Genomic DNA, 19866 nt, shown 5'->3' with positions numbered 1-19866 from the left:
TATGTGTAGACCCAAAACTGGTAGAGTGAAAGAAATTACCTCTCTTAGCAACCCCATCATAAAAGACCTTAAAGCACTTAGCCAAAAGAAAAACCGTAATAGAGAAGGTCTTTTCATGGCAGAAGGATTGAAATTGGTCATTGATGCTCTCAATCTCGGCTGGACAATACAGACGCTTATTTTTTCTAAAAGTAAAATCGGTAATGCTGCTATCGAAAATACTGCCGCACGTGCTGTAGCCAACGGTGGTTTTGTTATTAAAGCCTCACAAAAGGTTATGGAATCACTTACACGACGCGATAATCCACAAACAGTTATTGGTATTTTCAAGCAAAAATGGCACTCTCTTGAAATGATAAAAGGACAGATTAAAGATGTTTACATCGCGCTAGATCGTGTACGTGACCCTGGAAATCTTGGTACCATTATTCGAACTGCTGATGCTGTAGGTGCTAAAGGTGTTATTTTAATTGGCGAAACAACAGACCCTTTCTCGCCTGAAACGGTCCGTGCAACCATGGGATCTATTTTCTCTGTACCACTTTATCGTCTTGATGAAAGCGCCTTTTTAAACTGGTCTGCTCACTTTAAAGGTATGATCGTTGGAACACATCTCAAAGGATCTCTGGATTATCGCACACTTGATTTCAAAAATGGCCCTATTATCCTTTTAATGGGAAATGAAAAACAGGGATTATCAGATCTTCTTACAAATCGGTGTGATAAACTTGCGCGTATTCCACAAAGCGGACGTGCAGACTCGCTTAATCTAGCTGTAGCAACAGCTGTTATGCTTTATGAAATCCGTCGCCCCTATTTAATACTGGAACCATGTGAGGAAAAATATGATGCGTAAATCACTCCCTTTTCTTCTCTTGGGCTTGGCTTTTACAGTAGTACTTGATCAAGTTGTCAAATACTGGGTTATGCACAATATGCCTTTAGGAACAGAAATTTCGCTTATACCTTTTCTTTCCCTTTATCATGTGCGTAATTCTGGCATTGCATTTTCGTTTTTTTCTTCCTTTTCTCACTGGGGAATCATCGCCATCACAATCATTGTGATTATCTTCCTTCTATGGCTATGGAAAAATACTGAACATAATAAGTCTTTAATGCGCTTTGGCCTTATTCTTATTATTGGGGGAGCAATTGGCAATCTCGTTGATCGTATTCGCTTTCATCATGTCACTGATTATATACTCTTTCATATTGATGATATTTTTTATTTTGCTATTTTCAACCTTGCAGATAGTTTTATAACTCTCGGTGTTATTGCCATTCTTATTGAAGAATTGCGCACTTGGATGAAAGAAAAACGTCATTCTAACAGTACATCTTCTCATTGATATGCTCATTGTCTTAGAAAACAGAGCTTATTGACCATCATAAGCCTGATTGTAAATTGATTTTTCTTGGATAATTCTTGCAGCTAATTGTTTTTCGTGTTTCTTTTCATAAAATTATAAAATCTTATTTTTCAACTTTACACTTCTACACTTGGTCAATGCAAAAGAAATGAACTCAAATAGAAATCAATATTTTTTATCCATATGTCCTCTATCAAATTCAGAGAGAAAATATTTTACAGCATTTAAAGTTCTATTATTTGCTTAGAACATTTGCTTTTCATATGTTTTTTAGTTTTTACAGATATTGTTTTTTACAGAGCCTTTCTTAAGTGCTTCGTTAAAAAACTCTCCTTTTTTATTTTATATATTGTTTAATAAAAAACATTTTTTCAACTATTTTCAATGGTGTATTGTTAAAGCAACCTATTGATTATAAATATAAATCATCGTTTTTTATATTGGATAAAAGCCCTTAATAGCCTAAATCTCTTTTATTTGAAATATCATTTAGCATACAAAAAGACAGTTTATCACTATATATCAATATGTTATATAAATCCAATTCAATAGCTCTTCTAACCGTGCAAAACAGGTGCAATATTGAAGGTTGAAAAATAGTATTATAGATACTTGCCGCTCTTCTTACAAATGCAAAAATAGTGGATATTTTATAAAGGATTGTATTACATAGTTTCTGTGAATAATAAAAATTTTTTGAGTGTAGTCTTTTTATCTTGTAAAAATATGGCAAAAAATGGAAATATTTTTTATTAAAATGAACCGTTTCCTTACCAATTTGTAAGGTTCCTTCTTCATATAAATCTCTTGTAATTTTTAAATAAATCTCCATAATAAGAGTAAATATGCTGGAATTCTGTCAGTGATTCTTAAGGGTTTTTGTATTTGCCCAATTAAGGCTTATGCCAAGCTTATCTGTGTAATGACAGAGACACTTTTAAAGCCCTATACCTGACGGGACATATGCTAAAGGATTTTATATTATGGCTAATTTTAAAAATTTACGTTCGGCGCCTACTTCTCACGCCGATGCATCAATTGATCAGGGATTGCGCGATTATATGTTGGGTGTCTACAATACAATGGCCATTGGTTTGCTTATTACAGCTGCTGCCGCTTATGTAATTGTATCATTAGCAACGACAACAGATATGAGCCAAGCAGCAGCTCAAATCAATAGCAGTGTTTATTTAACATCATTTGGAGTAACATTTTATACATCGCCATTCTCTTACATTGTTATGTTTGCACCACTCATAGCAGTTTTATTCCTCAGTTTTAAAATTAATACATTGAGCACAAATGCTGCTCGTAGCCTCTTTTTTGGTTATGCTGCTCTGGTTGGTCTTTCACTGTCTTCAATCGTTTTGCGCTATACGACAGAAAGTGTTGTGCAAACCTTTGTCATTTCCGCTGCAGCTTTTGGAGCTCTTTCACTTTATGGTTATACGACAAAGCGTGATCTCACGGCAATCGGTTCATTCCTATTCATCGGATTGATCGGCTTGTTTCTTTCCATGATTGTGAACATTTTTCTTGGATCAAGCGCTTTGCAATTTGCTATCTCTGTGATTGGCGTGTTGATCTTTGCTGGTTTAACAGCCTACGATACCCAAAGCATTAAGTTGATGTATTATGAAGGAGATGAAAGCGACACCAGAGGACGTAAAGTTATTATGGGCGCGTTGAATCTTTATCTTGATTTCATCAATATGTTTGTCTTCTTGCTACAATTTCTTGGCTCAAACCGTGATTGATTGCAGAAATCATAACTTAATTAAAGAACCTTGTTTCTAAAAGAGACAAGGTTCTTTTGTTTTTAGTGTAAGTCTTTACCCTTTGCCTCTTAGGGACTATTCTTTTCGCAAAATGACAAAAATACCTTATAAGCAAAAATTCCCTTGGTTTACCGGTTTTATCCAACAAAAACTCCATAGCTCCCTTTTAAATGCAATTCACAGCCGCTCTCATCATCAATCAAACATCATCAATCAAAATAGTAATTATGATCTGACTGTTGCTTCCTATAATGTGCATAAATGTGTAGGTGTTGATAAAATTTTTAATCCTACAAGAATTGTCCGTGTTATTACTGAATTACAAGTTGATATCCTTGCTCTTCAAGAAGCAGATAGACGTTTTGGAGAACGCGTCGGTTTGATTAATCTTCAGCTATTAAAAGCTGAAACCGGTTTGATTCCTGTACCTCTTAATACTATGTCACCTCATGGACACGGTTGGCATGGGAATGCTCTTTTTTTGCGAAAGGGATATGTACGTGATACTTTACAAGTCACTCTGCCTAGTATTGAACCACGTGGGGCTGTAATTGTAGAGTTGGAAATGGCAGCAGGCCCTATTCGTATTATTGCGGCTCATTTTGGCTTATTACGTTACTCTCGTAAACAACAAACAAAAATGCTCCTTGAAATTTTCCAAAAACGCTCCCTTATGCCTACACTCCTCATAGGAGATTTTAATGAATGGCGGATGGGAAAAGGCTCATCTTTAAATCATTTTTTTCCCTATTTTGATAGCACTTTTGAAGTTGTACCAAGTTTTCCCTCTCGCTTTCCTTTTTTAGCCCTTGATAGAGTTTTTTCTTTTCCCCACCAATTGGTAACAAGTATTGAAAATCATCATTCATCGCTTGCACGCATTGCTTCAGATCATTTGCCTATCAAAGCCTATCTTAATCTTTCCAACGCAATCAACATTCTTAAAAATAAATAAAAAAATTAATGTGCCTCATCCCAATTTTGAGCCGTCATGACTTTTACTTCAAGCGGTACAGATAAAGATAAAATCGGCATTGTAGCATTTTCCATAACATTTTTAACAACAGCCATGGTTTTTTTACTCTCTTCTTCTGGTACTTCAAAAATCAGTTCATCATGCACTTGCAGCAACATTTTTGCTGATAGTTTTTCTTCTTTTAAAGCATTTTCCATCTGTATCATAGCGCGGCGAATAATATCAGCCGCGGAACCTTGAATTGGAGCATTGATAGCTGCTCGCTCATTAAGAGAACGAATTTTTACATTCTTTGCTTTTATTTCTGGATAATGGATACGACGTCCAAAAATTGTTTCTACGTAACCATTTTCACGTGCAAAGATTTTGGTCTTCTCCATATAATCTTTAATTCCTGGAAATCTTTCAAAATACAGTTGAATATAACGACCCGCTTCTTGGCGTGAAATTCCCAATTGATTGGCTAATCCAAAAGCTGAAATACCATAAATAATACCAAAATTAATCGCTTTTGCACGCCGTCGTATATCTGAATGCATTCCTTCTATCGCAACACCAAACATTTGTGATGCCGTTATAGCGTGAATATCATGCCCTTTAGCAAAAGCTTCTTTTAATGCTTTTATATCCGCAATATGTGCAAGAATACGCAATTCAATCTGACTATAATCAGCAGAAAGTAACACATGTCCTTTTGGAGCAATAAAAGCTGTTCGAATTTTACGTCCTTCAGCAGTCCGCACTGGAATATTTTGCAAATTTGGCTCTGATGATGATAACCGCCCTGTTGATGTTATTGCCAAAGAATAATTCGTGTGAACTCGCCCTGTTTTTGAAAAAATATAAGAAGGCAAGGCATCTGTATAGGTAGATTTTAGCTTTGCAAGTTGACGCCACTCAATAATTTTACGCGGTAAAACATGACCTTCAGCAGCCAACTCTTCTAAGGTCTGTGCAGAAGTTGACCATTGTCCACCCTTAGTTTTAGCGCCTCCAGGTAATCCCATTTTTCCAAAAAGGATATCCCCTAATTGCTTTGGCGAAGCAAGATTAAACTTTTCATCAGCTTGTTTGTAAATTTCCTCTTCTAGAATCAAAGCAGCTTGTGCCAATTCTCCTGAAAGACGCAATAAAATCTGCCGATCAATAAGAATCCCACGTTCTTCCATTCTTGCAAGAACTTCTACAAGGGGTCGATCAAGACGTTCATAAATTTTTGTCATTCCACGAGCAACAAGTTGCGGTTTTAATACTTGCCAAAGGCGTAGCGTTATATCAGCACGTTCCGCCGCATAAAGGGTTGCTTGTTTTAAATCTACTTGTGCAAAAGAAGTAATTTTTTTTCCGTTATACGTTAAGTCTTTATAGGAAATTGGTTTATGCTCAAGCCAACGTTCAGACAAATCATCCATATTATGGGTTAATATTCCAGCATCAAAAGCATATGATAAAAGCATGGTATCATCAAAAGAGCTTATAATAATGTCGTATTGCTTCATCACCAACCAATCATATTTTATATTCTGACCAATTTTTAACACCGATGAATCTTCTAATATTGGTTTTAAAAGTGCTAAAGCTTTTCGGGTCTCAATCTGCGAAGCAATGTGCCCGCCCCTCAAAAGATCCTCTTCTCCTTCATCAAAATGTTCAAGAGGTATATAAGCTGCTTTTTCTGGCTGTAATGCGAGTGAAAAACCAACAAGCTTTGCTTGCATCGGATCAAGAGATGTTGTTTCAGTATTAAAAGCGAAAAAACCCTGCTCTTGTGCTTGTGATAACCAATCTTTTAAAATTTCCTCATCAAGAATTGTTGTATAAGCATCTCTTGTAATTTTTTGAGTCAGCGCTTGATCTTTACGTTTTTGTGCAAAAACTTGTGGAGAATTTTCAGAAAAATTATGAAGAGATGCGCGCTCAGTATTTTTGATATCAGAATCATGCCCGTGGCTCAGTTTTTCCCATTCAACATCTATATCAAGTGCATCAATAACAGCTGCATCGCATGTCGTTGCCTCTGCCACACGACGCGTTAATGTTGAAAATTCCATCGCTTTCAAAAAAGCAATTAAACGTGGACCATCTTGTGGCTCCAAAATAAAATCATCTAAATCATTATCTATAGGAACATCTGTTTTAAGCCTAACAAGTTCACGAGAAATTTTAACTTGTTCTCTATAAGCTTGAATGTTTTCACGTCGTTTTGTTTGTTTAATTTCTGTTACGTTTTGCAATAAAATATCAAGAGAATCAAACTGATCTAACAACTGAGCTGCAGTTTTGGGACCAATGCCTGGAATACCCGGTACATTATCCGTTGAATCTCCAATTAATGCTTGTAAATCAATCATTTTTTCAGGTGCAACACCCCATTTTTCTACAACTTCTGAGATACCTATATGCTTGTCTTTCATTCCATCATATAAAGATACATGCGTATTTACGAGTTGCATAAGATCCTTATCAGAAGAAATAATGGTTGTTTTTGCCCCAACCTTTGTTGCCAATTTTGCATAGGTAGCAATCAAATCATCCGCTTCAAAGCCTTCCTTTTCAATACAAGGCAAATTAAAAGCCTTCGTTGCTTGACGTATCAGCGCGAATTGAGGAATTAGATCTTCAGGAGGTTCAGCGCGATTCGCTTTATATTCAGGATAAATTTGTTTCCGAAAAGTATCAGATGAATAATCAAAAATAACAGCAAAATGTGTTGGAACAATACCAGTCGCTGTATTACGAGCATCACAAAGTAATTTCCATAACATATTGCAAAAACCAGCTACTGCTCCTACAGGAAGTCCATCCTTTTTACGTTTTAAAGGCGGCAAAGCATAATAAGCACGAAAAACATAGCCTGATCCGTCAACCAAAAAAAGATGATCTGTTGCTTTCATGACAATTTTATTTCTCCATTTTAGCTAAAAACGTAAATTACCCTTATATATTTTTTTCACTTTTATTTTATTTTTTTCACTTTGCCTCTAAAAAGCCATTTTTTCTTTTCATAAGACATGAAGTCGTTGCACTTTATATTAAGTACCTAGAGCTTTTCTTTGCTGTTACAGGATTAATAGCTTTCATTTTGCTCCTCCTATGATAGCTGAGGTACGATGTAGCGACAGGGTCGTTGTGGTGTTCCCCTCCCCACAACGACCGTTTTTTTTGACATCCATATTCTTTAATTTAAATGGTGACTTTTTTAGAGAAAAGATGATGTTATTCATGAATTTTGAAGTTATTCCACAGAGCTTTTTCACCCATCGTGTTGATAAAATCGGCATGAAACCTTTTTTCTTGCGTACTCAATCTTGAAGGTAAAGCCTGTGGGCGAATTTTAACTGCATAAGATGTATCTTTATCATTCTGGATATGTTCATCAACACCCCTTCTATTACCAAAACCCAATACACCTTGTTTTCCACCGATCAGTTCAATATAAACATCGGCTAGGATCTCTGCATCAAGCAAAGCACCATGAAGAACACGATGGCTGTTATCAATTCCAAAACGTTTGCATAAAATATCAAGAGAATTAGGCCCCATAGGGAATTTACGCCGTGCCATAGCCAGTGTATCAAGAATATTATCAACACTGATGAGCGGTTTGTTGACGCGTTTTAATTCTGCATTAATAAAACCAATATCAAAACTCGCATTATGCGCAATCATTGTCGCGCCTTTAATAAATTCCAAAAATTCATCAACAATATCACTAAAACTTTTCTCGTTTTTTAGGCGTTCATTGGTTAATCCGTGAATTGCTACAACTTCATCAGGAATAATAACGCCTTCAGGGTTTAAATAAACATGAAATTGGCGCCCCGTAAGATAACGATCAACCATTTCTACACAACCAATTTCGATTACGCGATCTTTTTCTTTATCTAAACCTGTTGTTTCTGTATCAAAAATAATTTCCCGCATGACTTCAATTCTTTAGTTTTTTTATCACATCAAAAACCTGTTGACGTGTATTCTCTAAATCTTTCCCTGTATAAATAATAAAATCAGCACGTTCTCGTTTTTTTTCATCCGGCATTTGTTGAGCATTGATAAAGGCAAATTTTTTCTCATTCATACCTTTGCGAATCATTACACGTTCTTTTTGTATTTCTGGTGGGGCAGAAACAACAATAACGCTATCCACACGACTTTCACCATTTTTTTCAAATAGAAGTGGAATATCAAGAATAACTAATTTTTTCCCCTGTTCACGCGCTATATTAATAAATTCCCTTTCTTTTTCTTGCACCAAAGGATGAATTATTTTTTCTAATGTTTGTAATTTTTCCTTATCATCAATCAAAATTTCAGAAAGTTTCAAACGGTTAACTTCACCGTTTTCAACAACACCTGGAAAAATACGCTCTATGAATGACAAAGCTGGCTCACTTTTATAAAGCTGTTGTACTGCTTCATCAGCACTAAAAACAGAAATACCCGCCTGCTTGAAAAAATCAGCAACTGTTGATTTTCCCATAGCAATTGATCCTGTTAATCCTATGATCTTCATTCTCTTTTTTCACTCATATCCTCTAAAATGGCTGTCCGTAACGCTTTTGTTACCTGTGGTCTTATTCCAAACCACTGTTCAAACCCTATAACAGCCTGATGTAGAAGCATCCCAAGCCCATCAACCGTCTTGAGATCACAAGCTTTTGCCTGTTGTAAAAAAGGAGTTATCAATGGTGTATAAATAATATCTGTTACTAACGCCGTTTTTTTTGCTTTATGAAAATCGCAAAAAAAAGAATCACTTTTTTCTTCTGGATTTTTTATGCCAATAGAGGTTGTATTAACAATCAAATCAGCTTGATGGAGTATTTCATGGATTTTATGCCAATCGTAAACTTTAATGGTTTTTCCAAAATGCTGAGCTAAATTATCGGCGCGTTGTTTTGTACGGTTAACCAAATAAATCTGTTCAAATCCGCGTTTTTTTAAGGCATATATGATAGCGCGTGCGGCACCACCTGCTCCAAAAACAAGAGCTGTTTCCCCTCCCCAATCAGATGCAAAATCATCAAGATTAGCGCTAAAACCATAGGCATCGCTATTCGTGGCACAAAGCTTATTTCCTTCATACCAAAGTGTATTAACAGCACCAATCATTATTGCTCTCTCATCTTTATAATCTGCTAAACGAAAAGCTTCCTGTTTATAAGGCAAAGTAACATTTCCTCCACAAAAGCCTATTTTTTGTAAAGACGCAATAAAATGACTGAATTCTTCAGATGTTACTTCTTGTGCAAGATATTCTCCTTGTAAACCATATTGTTTAAGCCAAAAATTGTGAATTTTAGGTGATTTTGAATGATGAATTGGAGAACCAACAACAAAAGCACGCGGATAATTTATTTTTTTTATTGTTAAGTCAACCATCAATAATTCCTAAATGACGCAGTTTTATGAGTAGAGGCAGCAAAGGTAAACCAACAATGGTAAAAAAATCTCCTTCAATTTTTTCAAAGAGATGAATCCCTTCCCCTTCAATTTGATATACTCCCACGCTGTTTAGAACATCTTTTCCTACGCGTGCTAAATAATGTTCAATAAATTCTGACGAGAGCAAACGGACGGACATATGTGCACTAAAAGCTTCAACCCAAATTTTTTGACCATTTTTAAATAAAGCTACCGCACTATGAAGAGAATGGGTTTTTCCTGATAACTCACATAAACGTTGATGTGCTTCCTTAATATTTGTTGCTTTGTGAAAAACTTTACCTTCCAAATCAAGCACTTGATCACAACCAATAACGAAAGCATCAGGAAAACGATCTGAAACATTTTTTGCTTTTGCACCCGCAAGAAAACAGCTGAGTTCTTTAGGTGTTTTTTCTTTTGCTTTTTTTTCTACTTCTCTTTCATCAAAAGAAGCTCCTTCAATGAAAAAATTTAAACCTGCTTTTTTTAATAATTTTGCACGATAAAAACTAAGAGATGCTAATATTAACGTATCTGCGTTCATGAGAATTTTCTCTCATTTTCCTTCACGAAATCGTGATAAAAGTTCAAATATTGCAGCAGCAGTTTCTTCAATAGAGCGTCTTGTGACATCAATAATAGGCCAACCAAAACGTTCGCAAATGCGTTTTGCATAGATTAATTCTTCAGCTATGTTGATACGATTTGTATAACTATCAAGAGCAAAACCTTCTCCCAAATCTCGATTTTGGCGAATATGTGAGATTCTTTCAGCTGAAGCAATTAAACCAATAATTAAAGAATTTTTTGCCTCTAAAAGGGATTCTGGCAAATCAATATTAGGAATAAGAGGAACATTAGCCGTTTTTATTCCGCGATTTGCTAAATAGATACTTGTTGGCGTTTTAGAGGTTCTTGAAATTCCCACAAGGATCACATCTGCTTCGGATAAGCTATTGGAAGACTGTCCATCATCATGCTCTATTGTAAAATCCAGTGCCTCAATACGGCGAAAATAATCTGCATTAAGATCATGTTGTGCGCTTGCACGTAAATGTGTTGGCATTCCAAGGTAAGACTGAAAAGCATTTAAAACAGGATGCAATATATCAATACAAGGAACTTTTACTTTTTTACACTTTTTTTGAAGGAGAAGTTTAAATTCTTCATCGATCATTGTGTAAAGAACAATACCTGGCTCTTGTTGTATTTCATCAAGAGCTTTTTGTAACTGTATTTTATTACGAATCATAGGATAGATATGCTCTGTTGCCTGACTCATTGTATACTGCGATGCTACAGCTCTTCCCACAGAGATTAATGTTTCTCCCGTTGCATCAGAAAGCATGTGTAAATGAAAGAATTTTTTTTCTTTTGTCACAGAAATTTTAACTCCTTGTTAAGATATGTGTATATACCTTTACCGTTTCTTATAAAACTAAAATTTAGGAAAAATTCTTCGTTTTTATGCACAAATTAAATGCTCGTGATAATTTTATACCTCTTATAAAAAAAGAGGGGATAATATCTTTAAGATAGTGTTATTTTTATTCTTTTTTTTAGTTCCTTTTGTGGATAAAATTGAGGATAAATAATAATCCACACTAAACACAGTTATAAATAAGAAGAATCCTTTCTTTAATATAAATTTATTAATATAAATTTCTGTAAAAAATACTTTTGAATAGCATTTAATTAATGCTATAACTCTAACTCATATTTTTGTTATAAATTAAATTTAATACTATTTGTGTTTTATATTTTTTCAAGTTTTTCATATAATTACTTAATATTATAGGGATAAATTTCATATAAATGGTACTTGCAGATTAAAAAAATTGAGTGTAAAATATTTCTCTTCTTAAGAATATTTCATTCATAAATTTCCGTAAATTATTTAAGATAATCTTCTCCTTAATTACAAAGAGCATATTTCATGCAAAAAATGAAACTACAAGAACTTAAAAGCAAAAATCCCGTTGAACTTGTTTCTTTTGCTGAAACATTAGAAGTTGAAAATGCCTCTCTTATGCGCAAACAAGAATTAATGTTTGCTATCTTGAAAAAACTTGCTCTACAAGATGTAGAAATTATAGGAGAGGGTGTTGTTGAAGTTTTACAAGACGGTTTTGGTTTTTTGAGATCTGCTGACGCTAATTATCTTCCTGGTCCTGATGATATTTATCTTTCACCAGCACAAATACAGTCATTTTCTTTAAAAACAGGCGATACCATTGAAGGCCCTATACGCAGTCCAAAAGAGGGAGAACGTTATTTTGCTCTCCTTAAAATTAATACAATTAATTTCGAAAAACCTGAAAAGATTCGTTATAAAATTCACTTTGATAATCTTACTCCTCTTTATTCAAATGAGCGTTTCCAAATGGAAATACAAGATCCTACAGAGAAAGATATGTCATCACGCGTGATTGATTTGATATCTCCATTGGGAAAAGGACAAAGAGGGTTAATTGTTGCTCCTCCTCGGACAGGAAAAACAGTTTTACTTCAAAATATTGCTCATTCCATTACCACTAATCATCCTGAATGTTATCTCATTGTTCTTTTAATTGATGAACGACCAGAAGAAGTTACAGATATGCAGCGTTCAGTAAAAGGAGAAGTGGTTTCTTCTACTTTTGATGAACCTGCAATACGTCACGTACAAGTAGCAGAAATGGTCATTGAAAAAGCCAAACGCCTCGTTGAATATGGACGCGATGTTGTTATTCTTCTTGATTCTATTACACGTCTTGGGCGTGCATATAATACAGTTGTTCCTTCTTCGGGTAAAGTTTTAACAGGTGGTGTGGATGCAAATGCTCTCCAGCGTCCAAAACGTTTTTTTGGTGCAGCACGTAATATTGAAGAAGGTGGATCTTTAACCATTATTGCAACGGCTTTGATTGATACAGGAAGTCGTATGGATGAGGTTATTTTTGAAGAATTTAAAGGAACAGGTAATTCTGAAATTGTTCTTGATCGAAAAGTTGCTGATAAGCGTATTTTCCCTGCTATGGATATTTTAAAGTCAGGAACGCGTAAGGAAGAACTTCTGGTAGAACGACAAGATTTGCACAAAATTTTTGTTCTTCGTCGTATTTTAGCATCTATGAATGTAACAGATGCAATTGAATTTTTGATTGATAAATTAAAGCAAACAAAAAACAATAGTGAATTTTTTGATTCAATGAATACGTAGAGTCATTAAAGTTTTTATTAGGATAAAACCTGTGGATACAATCTTTGCTGTTTCGAGTGGATTGTTACCTTCAGGGGTTGCAGTCATTCGGCTTTCTGGTCCTCATGTTGTGGATATAGTTAAAACGCTTTGTGGTCGTTTACCTAAAGCACGTTTTATGCATTATGGAAATCTTACTGCTCGTGATGGGAGCTTTTTAGATTCTGGTTTAACTGTTTTTTTTCCCGCTCCTCATAGTTTTACGGGGGAAGATTGTGCAGAATTCCATTTACATGGAGGAAAAGCCGTTGTTAGTCGTTTTCTCGATGAATTGTCGACATTTTCTGGATGCCGTATTGCAGAAGCAGGTGAATTTTCACGTCGTGCTTTTATGGAAGGAAAATTAGATCTTGTTCAAGCAGAAGGTCTTGCTGATTTAATAGAAGCAGAAACGGAAAGCCAACGGCGTTTAGCTGTTATGGGTACAAGTGGACATTTAACGACACTTTATCGTGATTGGCGTCATAAGCTTATGAAGGCGCGTGCTTTTATTGAGGCAGAACTCGATTTTGTTGATGAAGCAGATATTCCTAACGCAATATCTGATAAAGTTTGGAAAGATGTTGAGGATCTTTGTACTTCTATTCGTGAATATATTACTGAAGGAGAGCGTGCTAGTATTTTACGTGATGGATTAAAAATTGTTATTGCTGGTGCTCCAAATTCTGGAAAATCAAGCATTATGAATCGTCTTTCAGGAAGATCTGTTGCTATTGTAACGGAAGAAGCAGGAACAACCCGTGATGCTTTAGAAATGAGAATTATTCTTGGTGGTTTACCTATTTTTTTAACGGATACTGCTGGTTTTAGAAAAACAGAAAATAAAATAGAACAAATGGGAATAGAAGTTGCTAAACAGCATGTTAGGGAAGCTGATTTAGTTATTTTGGTTTATGATATAGGAAATCCTGAGCAAGTTGATTTACCAGAAACATCGGCTGAAATATGGTGTGTTGGCAATAAGCTTGATCTTTATGAAAAAAATGATCAGTATTGGTCTATACAATTTTCCGCATTAACTGGTTTAAATTTTGATTATTTTATCAAAGAACTTGAATCATTTTGTCATCATCGTGCTTCTGAAATTGGAAATATTGTTCCGGCGCGTAAAAGACAACTTCAATTATTAAAGGAGGCTGTTAAAGAGATTGAATATTCTCTTAATTATCATTCTCTTGATCTCAGTTTACGTGCAGAACATCTCCGTTGTGCAAGTGATTTTCTTGGAAAAATTACAGGAGATATTGATGTTGAAGATTTGCTTGATATTATTTTTTCAGAGTTTTGTGTTGGTAAATAATGATTCACGTGAAACATTGATTATTTCATAGACAGATTATAAAGATTATGTAATTTATATTCTGTTTCACGTGAAACCTTAGAATATTTTCTACGGAATGAATAAAATGCAATCATATGATGTTGTTATTGTTGGTGGTGGTCATGCTGGCTGTGAAGCGGCTTCAGCTTCAGCGCGTGTAGGAGCCAAAACAGCGCTTGTTACACATAAAATATCAGCACTGGGAACAATGTCGTGTAATCCTGCTATTGGTGGACTTGGAAAAGGGCATCTAGTTCGTGAAATAGATGCGTTAGATGGTCTCATGGGAAGAGCAGCAGATGCTGCTGGAATTCAGTTTAGACTACTTAATAGACGTAAAGGACCGGCAGTAAGAGGACCACGGACACAGGCGGATCGACAACTTTATAAAAAAGCAATTCAAAAATTATTAAAAGAACAAGAAAATCTTACTCTTATTGAGGATGAAGTTATTGATCTGGTTGTTAAAGATAATTGTGTATCAGGTGTTATTTTAAAAAAACAAGGAACAATTTTATCTGGTGCTGTTGTTTTAACAACAGGAACATTTTTAAATGGCTTTATTCATATTGGTGATAAAACATGGGCTGCTGGACGTATGGGAGATCAGTCAAGTGTGCAACTTGCTAAACGTTTAAAAAATTATCATATAAAACTTGGTCGATTAAAAACAGGAACCCCTGCTCGTTTGAGTAAAAAAACAATTGCTTGGGATCATCTTCCAAAACAACAAGCAGATGAAAATCCCATTCCCTTTTCTCTTTTAACAGAGAAAATTGAACAACCACAAATTGAATGTGCAATAACACGTACAAATGAGAGAACACATCAAATTATTCGCGAGAATATTTATCGTTCTGCTTTATATTCTGGAAATATTGAAGGGTTAGGACCACGTTATTGTCCTTCTGTTGAAGATAAAATTGTGAAATTTGGAGAACGTGATGGACATCAGATCTTTCTAGAACCAGAAGGATTAAATGATGATACTGTTTATCCAAATGGTCTTTCTACTTCTCTTCCTGAAGATGTACAAATTTCTCTATTGAAAACCATTGAAGGGTTGGAAAATGCTATAATTTTGCAACCTGGTTATGCTATTGAATATGATTTTGTTAATCCACAACAATTAACGAGAAGCTTAGAATTATGTTCTTTACCGGGTTTGTTCTTAGCAGGCCAAATTAATGGTACAACAGGATATGAGGAAGCAGCAGCACAAGGACTTTTAGCTGGATTAAATGCGGCACGTAAAGTAGGTAAATTAGATGAAATACTTATAAGTCGTTCTACCGCTTATATTGGTGTTATGGTTGATGATTTGGTTTCACGTGGTGTTTGTGAACCTTATAGGATGTTTACATCACGTGCTGAATTTCGTTTATCTTTACGATCTGATAATGCTGATACGCGTTTAACACCTTTGGCACAAAAATGTGGTATTGTGAGTGAAATACGTTGGGAATGTTATCAGAAAAAACAAGAACGCCTTGATCAAGCACGATCAATATGTCAAAATCTTTTTTTAACACCCAATGAAGCTTCTGCTCATGGATTACACGTTAATCATGATGGAATTCGGCGTTCCGCTTATGATTTTCTTGCTTATCCTCATATGACTTTAGAGCGTCTTTCAGATTTTTGGCCACAATTACAAATGATTGATTCTAAAACAGCAGAATCTTTAGAAATTGAAGCACAATATGCGGTTTATTTAGATAAACAAGCACAAGATATTGCCTCTCTTCAAAGAGATGAGCGTTTAGAAATTCCTTCTTCTCTTGATATTCAGGCAATTTCAGGTCTTTCAAATGAACTTAAATCAAAAATTCAAGAAGTGTCGCCGCGTTCAATTGCTGATGCACAAAAAATTGATGGCATGACACCCGCCGCGTTATCGCTTATTATTACATATATTCAACGTCAACGACGTGAAAAGGCTAAAACAGCTTAATGGATTTTTATACAGAAAAAAAATATCAACAATTATTAAATATTGTTCCTTCTGTTTCACGTGAAACGATGGAAAATTTAATTCAGTTTGAGTCTTTAATACTTCAATGGAATGCGCATATTAATTTGATATCTGCTACAACGATACCAGATCTATGGACACGGCATATTCTAGATTCAGCACAAATTTTTCCTTTGTATGCTCATTCTTTACATTGGTGTGATTTAGGATCAGGAGGAGGTTTTCCTGCAATTGTGATTGCTATCTTTTTGAAAGAAAAAAAAGTAGGACATATTAATCTTGTTGAAAGTAATGGGAAAAAAGTTTCTTTTTTGCGAACAGTTATTGCTCAACTTAATCTTCCAGCAACGGTTTATCACGCTAGAATTGAAGATGTATATCAAAAAATTCCCGTATCTGATATTATAACGGCACGGGGATTAGCGCCGCTCAATAGTCTTTTACAACTTATTTTTCCTTTATTAACAGAAAAAACAATCGCTCTTTTGCAAAAAGGTCGGGATTACGCTACAGAAATAAAAAATGCCTCTGCCAATTGGCACTTTGATCTGTTAAAACATAAAAGTAAAGTTGATGAAAATTCTGTTATTTTAGAAATTTCTCATATTCGATCATATAGAGGGTAGAGCAAAATGAGCGAAACACGAATTATCGCTATTGCAAACCAAAAGGGTGGAGTCGGAAAAACAACCACAGCAATTAATCTTGCAACAGCTTTAGCGGCTATTGGTGAAAATGTCCTTATTATGGATGTTGATCCACAAGGTAATGCTAGTACAGGTTTAGGGATTGATCGTAATAACCGTCCTTTATCTTCTTATGATGTTTTAGTTTCGGGAGTTTCAATTACACAAGCGGCTTTAAAAACAGCAGTACCTAATCTTTATATAGTTCCCTCTACACTTGATCTTTTAGGTGTGGAAATGGAAATTTCTTCATCACAAGATCGCATACAACGCTTACGTAAAGCTTTCTATGATGATCCGGAAATGGAAAAAAAATTCAATTATATTTTAATTGATTGTCCTCCCTCCCTTAATCTTTTAACACTTAATGCTATGGGGGCTGCGGATTCTGTTTTAGTGCCTATGCAGTGTGAATTTTTAGCACTTGAAGGTTTAAGTCAATTACTTGAAACAGTAAAACAAGTGCGATCCGTACTTAATCCATCTTTAGAAATCCAAGGTATCGTTCTAACAATGTATGATGGACGTAATAATCTTTCAAATCAAGTTGTTGAAGATGTACGTTCTTTTATGGGAGATAAGGTTTATCGTACTGTTATTCCACGAAATGTAAGAGTATCAGAAGCGCCCTCTTTTGGAAAACCTGTATTGCTTTATGATCTCAAATGTGCTGGGAGCCAAGCTTATTTGCGTCTAGCATCAGAAATGATTCAACGTGAAAAACAAGCGCGTGCTGCTGCTTAAAAAAATCAACTAAAAATTTAAAGAGCAAAATTATGAATGATGATCAATCAAAAAAAAGGCTGGGTCGTGGATTAGCGGCATTAATTGGGGATATCAGTTTAAACAGCGATCTTACACGTTCATCAAATACTGACAAATTTACAGAGTCCGATACAGCTTCTCCTGTTTCTGAACGATTTGTTCCACTTGAATCTATTTCGTGCAATCCACATAATCCGCGACGCCATTTTACCGATTCAGAACTTGATAATTTAGCACAATCAATTCGCCAGCACGGTGTTGTTCAACCTGTTATTGTAAGACCATCACGTGATCATCCTCATCGTTTTGAATTAATTGCTGGCGAACGGCGTTGGCGTGCTGCACAGCGAGCTAATTTAAATAAATTACCTGTTATTGTTCGCGATGTAGATGATAAAACGGCTTTGGAATTGGCAATTATTGAAAATGTTCAACGTGCCGATCTTAATCCTATCGAAGAAGCAATGGGATATGAAATTTTGCTGAATGAGCATGGATATACGCAGGCAGATTTAGCGCAAGTTATTGGAAAAAGTCGCAGTCATGTTGCTAATACGCTTCGTTTGTTAAAACTTCCACCAAAAGTACAACAATTCTTAACCGATGGACAACTTTCCGCTGGTCATGCACGCTGTCTTATCACTGTTGAGAATCCACAGGATTTAGCCGAAAAAATTATTCGCGAAGGGCTTTCTGTGCGCCAAACGGAAATACTTGCGTATGAACAAGCAAATCCAAAAGTCAAAAAACGAACTGCTGTTGAGAAAGATACAGAAACAAAATCTTTAGAAAAATTACTTGCAGATGTTATCGGAATGAAAGTGACTATTCGGCATGGCAAAAAAGGTGGTGATTTAAAAATACGCTACTCTTCACTAGAACAATTAGATGATATTTGCCGGCGTTTGCAAAACTAGTTAATTGTCTAAAATAGTACGAATTCTATCGATATATTTTTGATCGAAATTTAAATCATCTGAAGATATAGTATTTTTTCATTGAAGAGGATTTCTTTATCTTCAAAGGCTATTATTGCAGCAAAGTTGCTTGAAGAGTCATGAGATCAATAATGTAATCTTTAGGTGAGAGATTATGTTTTCTTAAAAGATCTGTTAGTTTTGATCTAGAAAAAATAGAAGCAATGAGTCTTTTAATGCTGTTATCATTTCCGGTATTGGATACCTCTGGCTCTGGAGGTAAATCCTCAATTTCTTTGTTTTAGTTATTCTATTTTTAAGAGGAAATATTCTGTTAAAGGATAATTTACAGTGATATTTGGATGGCTGCTAGGGAGAGAACAAATAGATTGTTTGTTCCCTTTGCCATTGTTATTTGAATATATGTTAAAAAAGAGAAAAGAAAAAACAAACACAATGCCAATTTAAACATGATCAAAATTTATCCTTTCTTTTCCAAATTTCAGTGAAGACTTTTCCGTTTGCGAAGTTAATCATTTGTTCAAAGTAGCATGAATTCTATTTACAACGCCCTCTTAAAGCAACAAGCATTCTATACATATATTTTTTACCAAATTCCAAATTATCTGAAACTACAGCATTTTTTTTATCAAAAGAAATCTCATCTTTTTTGAGAACTTCAAGAGGAAATAACAGCATTGTTAATGTTGCTTGAATGGCGAGGCGACCTATAACAAAATCTTTAGGTGTGATATTATTTTTTCTTAAAATATTCATTAATTTTGGTTGATTAGAAATAGAAGCTACTAATCTTTCAATACTGTCATCGTGTTCAATTTCAATATCAGATGCTTTTTCAGTATTGGATACTTTTGATTCTGGTGGTGAGTTTTCACACTCTTCTTTATTAATTTGTTCCATTTTAAAAAGCAAATCTTCCGTTAAGATGTAATTTGCGATGACATGCGGGAAATTGAATTTATTGGCTGTTTCCTTTTTCTTTGTTGGGTTACAAATTTTGCTTTCAACAGCCAATATTCTATACATATGTTTTTTACCAAATTCCAAATTGCTTAAAAACACAGTTTTTTTTTCATCAAATTCAAAACCCCAGCTAAGCGCCATCAATATTCCTTCAAACATATTGCAACCAACAGCAAAATCTTTAGGTGTGATGTTATTGTTTTTTAAAATACTCATTAATTTTGGTTGATCAAAAATATAAGCGGTAAATTCTTTAATACTACTGTTATATGGGGTATTAGATGTTTTTAACTCTGGCAGTAAATTTTCATATTCCTTTCCAATTTGTTCCATTTTTAAAAGAAAGTCTTCAGTTAGGGTGTAATTTTCAATGAAATGCTGGAAATTAAATTGATTGTCTATTTCCTTTGCCATTGTTAGTTTAGT

Annotated in this window: 17 protein-coding genes; 10 read left to right on the top strand and 7 right to left on the bottom strand. The window is 34.8% G+C overall.

From position 1 onward, the window contains the following. Position 1: 1 nt before the first annotated feature. The 4 genes from ACFIKQ_RS00550 (at position 2) to ACFIKQ_RS00535 (ending at position 4103) form a co-directional block, all read left to right on the top strand. Entirely contained in the window at positions 2 to 856 is an 855-nt protein-coding gene (locus ACFIKQ_RS00550) for an RNA methyltransferase (protein ID WP_273787537.1), read from the top strand. Next, positions 846 to 1349 (top strand): signal peptidase II, encoded by a 504-nt coding sequence (gene lspA / locus ACFIKQ_RS00545; RefSeq protein ID WP_375655556.1) that lies wholly within the window; start codon positions 846 to 848, stop codon positions 1347 to 1349. The genes ACFIKQ_RS00550 and lspA overlap by 11 nt, the downstream gene beginning before the upstream one ends. A gap of 1004 nt (positions 1350 to 2353) precedes the next feature. After that, the gene (locus ACFIKQ_RS00540) at positions 2354 to 3127 is read left to right on the top strand and encodes a Bax inhibitor-1/YccA family protein (protein ID WP_012754440.1); all 774 of its coding nucleotides are present in this window, start codon (positions 2354 to 2356) and stop codon (positions 3125 to 3127) included. 112 nt (positions 3128 to 3239) lie between these two features. Continuing rightward, positions 3240 to 4103 carry an endonuclease/exonuclease/phosphatase family protein gene (locus ACFIKQ_RS00535; RefSeq protein ID WP_375655554.1) on the top strand — a complete coding sequence of 288 codons (864 nt, stop codon included), beginning with the start codon at positions 3240 to 3242 and terminating at the stop codon, positions 4101 to 4103. 5 nt (positions 4104 to 4108) lie between these two features. Here the strand turns inward: ACFIKQ_RS00535 and polA are convergent, their stop codons facing one another. From polA to ACFIKQ_RS00505, 6 genes are all read right to left on the bottom strand, one after another. Next, the gene (gene polA / locus ACFIKQ_RS00530; protein WP_375652553.1) at positions 4109 to 7018 is read right to left on the bottom strand and encodes a DNA polymerase I; all 2910 of its coding nucleotides are present in this window, start codon (positions 7016 to 7018) and stop codon (positions 4109 to 4111) included. A gap of 322 nt (positions 7019 to 7340) precedes the next feature. Further along, on the bottom strand, positions 7341 to 8048 hold the full coding sequence (gene dnaQ, locus ACFIKQ_RS00525; protein WP_375644354.1) for a DNA polymerase III subunit epsilon: 708 nt from the start codon (positions 8046 to 8048) through the stop codon (positions 7341 to 7343). Positions 8049 to 8052: 4 nt separating this feature from the next. Next, positions 8053 to 8637, bottom strand: coding sequence for a dephospho-CoA kinase (gene coaE, locus ACFIKQ_RS00520; RefSeq protein ID WP_012754436.1), 585 nt, complete (start codon positions 8635 to 8637; stop codon positions 8053 to 8055). Beyond that, complete coding sequence (locus tag ACFIKQ_RS00515; protein WP_375644352.1) at positions 8634 to 9506, bottom strand: shikimate dehydrogenase; 873 nt, start codon at positions 9504 to 9506, stop codon at positions 8634 to 8636. The genes coaE and ACFIKQ_RS00515 overlap by 4 nt, the downstream gene beginning before the upstream one ends. Beyond that, positions 9499 to 10095, bottom strand: a complete 597-nt coding sequence (locus ACFIKQ_RS00510; protein WP_273787544.1) for a Maf family nucleotide pyrophosphatase — start codon at positions 10093 to 10095, stop codon at positions 9499 to 9501. Before ACFIKQ_RS00510 ends, ACFIKQ_RS00515 begins: the two co-directional genes overlap by 8 nt. Positions 10096 to 10107: 12 nt before the next feature. Beyond that, a complete protein-coding gene (locus ACFIKQ_RS00505; RefSeq protein WP_375644351.1) occupies positions 10108 to 10932 on the bottom strand; it encodes a pyruvate, water dikinase regulatory protein in 825 nt (274 codons plus the stop codon). 555 nt (positions 10933 to 11487) lie between these two features. Between ACFIKQ_RS00505 and rho the strand changes: the two genes are divergently transcribed. From rho to ACFIKQ_RS00475, 6 genes are all read left to right on the top strand, one after another. Continuing rightward, positions 11488 to 12753, top strand: coding sequence for a transcription termination factor Rho (gene rho, locus ACFIKQ_RS00500; protein ID WP_015857121.1), 1266 nt, complete (start codon positions 11488 to 11490; stop codon positions 12751 to 12753). Between the two features lie 31 nt (positions 12754 to 12784). Further along, positions 12785 to 14092: a tRNA uridine-5-carboxymethylaminomethyl(34) synthesis GTPase MnmE gene (gene mnmE, locus ACFIKQ_RS00495; RefSeq protein ID WP_375655552.1), complete on the top strand. Its 1308-nt coding sequence runs from the start codon at positions 12785 to 12787 to the stop codon at positions 14090 to 14092. Between the two features lie 106 nt (positions 14093 to 14198). Beyond that, entirely contained in the window at positions 14199 to 16067 is a 1869-nt protein-coding gene (gene mnmG, locus ACFIKQ_RS00490; protein WP_375655550.1) for a tRNA uridine-5-carboxymethylaminomethyl(34) synthesis enzyme MnmG, read from the top strand. Then, positions 16067 to 16714 (top strand): 16S rRNA (guanine(527)-N(7))-methyltransferase RsmG, encoded by a 648-nt coding sequence (gene rsmG / locus ACFIKQ_RS00485; protein WP_375652548.1) that lies wholly within the window; start codon positions 16067 to 16069, stop codon positions 16712 to 16714. The genes mnmG and rsmG overlap by 1 nt, the downstream gene beginning before the upstream one ends. A 6-nt stretch (positions 16715 to 16720) precedes the next feature. Beyond that, a complete protein-coding gene (locus ACFIKQ_RS00480; RefSeq protein ID WP_375644349.1) occupies positions 16721 to 17518 on the top strand; it encodes a ParA family protein in 798 nt (265 codons plus the stop codon). 32 nt (positions 17519 to 17550) lie between these two features. Beyond that, a complete protein-coding gene (locus ACFIKQ_RS00475) occupies positions 17551 to 18456 on the top strand; it encodes a ParB/RepB/Spo0J family partition protein (protein WP_375635354.1) in 906 nt (301 codons plus the stop codon). A gap of 558 nt (positions 18457 to 19014) precedes the next feature. On the opposite strand, the gene ACFIKQ_RS00470 is transcribed toward ACFIKQ_RS00475, so the two are convergent. After that, positions 19015 to 19854: a hypothetical protein gene (locus ACFIKQ_RS00470; protein WP_375644347.1), complete on the bottom strand. Its 840-nt coding sequence runs from the start codon at positions 19852 to 19854 to the stop codon at positions 19015 to 19017. Positions 19855 to 19866 lie beyond the last annotated feature (12 nt).

Origin of the sequence: Bartonella sp. MR63HLJHH, from assembly GCF_042194155.1 — a bacterium.
In the GTDB taxonomy this organism is placed as follows: Bacteria; Pseudomonadota; Alphaproteobacteria; order Rhizobiales; family Rhizobiaceae; genus Bartonella; species Bartonella grahamii.
Note: the sequence above shows the minus strand (reverse complement) of the source record. Positions and strands in the feature narration are given on the sequence as shown.

Excerpts from the sequence above, each read along its gene's own strand:
- polA (WP_375652553.1), bottom strand. The coding sequence starts at position 7,018 with ATGAAAGCAACAGATCATCTTTTTTTGGTTGACGGATCAGGCTATGTT.
- ACFIKQ_RS00515 (WP_375644352.1), bottom strand. The coding sequence starts at position 9,506 with ATGGTTGACTTAACAATAAAAAAAATAAATTATCCGCGTGCTTTTGTT.
- rho (WP_015857121.1), top strand. The coding sequence starts at position 11,488 with ATGCAAAAAATGAAACTACAAGAACTTAAAAGCAAAAATCCCGTTGAA.
- ACFIKQ_RS00480 (WP_375644349.1), top strand. The coding sequence starts at position 16,721 with ATGAGCGAAACACGAATTATCGCTATTGCAAACCAAAAGGGTGGAGTC.
- ACFIKQ_RS00550 (WP_273787537.1), top strand. The coding sequence starts at position 2 with ATGTGTAGACCCAAAACTGGTAGAGTGAAAGAAATTACCTCTCTTAGC.
- mnmG (WP_375655550.1), top strand. The coding sequence starts at position 14,199 with ATGCAATCATATGATGTTGTTATTGTTGGTGGTGGTCATGCTGGCTGT.
- dnaQ (WP_375644354.1), bottom strand. The coding sequence starts at position 8,048 with ATGCGGGAAATTATTTTTGATACAGAAACAACAGGTTTAGATAAAGAA.
- ACFIKQ_RS00470 (WP_375644347.1), bottom strand. The coding sequence starts at position 19,854 with ATGGCAAAGGAAATAGACAATCAATTTAATTTCCAGCATTTCATTGAA.
- lspA (WP_375655556.1), top strand. The coding sequence starts at position 846 with ATGATGCGTAAATCACTCCCTTTTCTTCTCTTGGGCTTGGCTTTTACA.
- ACFIKQ_RS00535 (WP_375655554.1), top strand. The coding sequence starts at position 3,240 with ATGACAAAAATACCTTATAAGCAAAAATTCCCTTGGTTTACCGGTTTT.
- ACFIKQ_RS00540 (WP_012754440.1), top strand. The coding sequence starts at position 2,354 with ATGGCTAATTTTAAAAATTTACGTTCGGCGCCTACTTCTCACGCCGAT.
- ACFIKQ_RS00475 (WP_375635354.1), top strand. The coding sequence starts at position 17,551 with ATGAATGATGATCAATCAAAAAAAAGGCTGGGTCGTGGATTAGCGGCA.
- rsmG (WP_375652548.1), top strand. The coding sequence starts at position 16,067 with ATGGATTTTTATACAGAAAAAAAATATCAACAATTATTAAATATTGTT.
- ACFIKQ_RS00510 (WP_273787544.1), bottom strand. The coding sequence starts at position 10,095 with ATGAACGCAGATACGTTAATATTAGCATCTCTTAGTTTTTATCGTGCA.
- coaE (WP_012754436.1), bottom strand. The coding sequence starts at position 8,637 with ATGAAGATCATAGGATTAACAGGATCAATTGCTATGGGAAAATCAACA.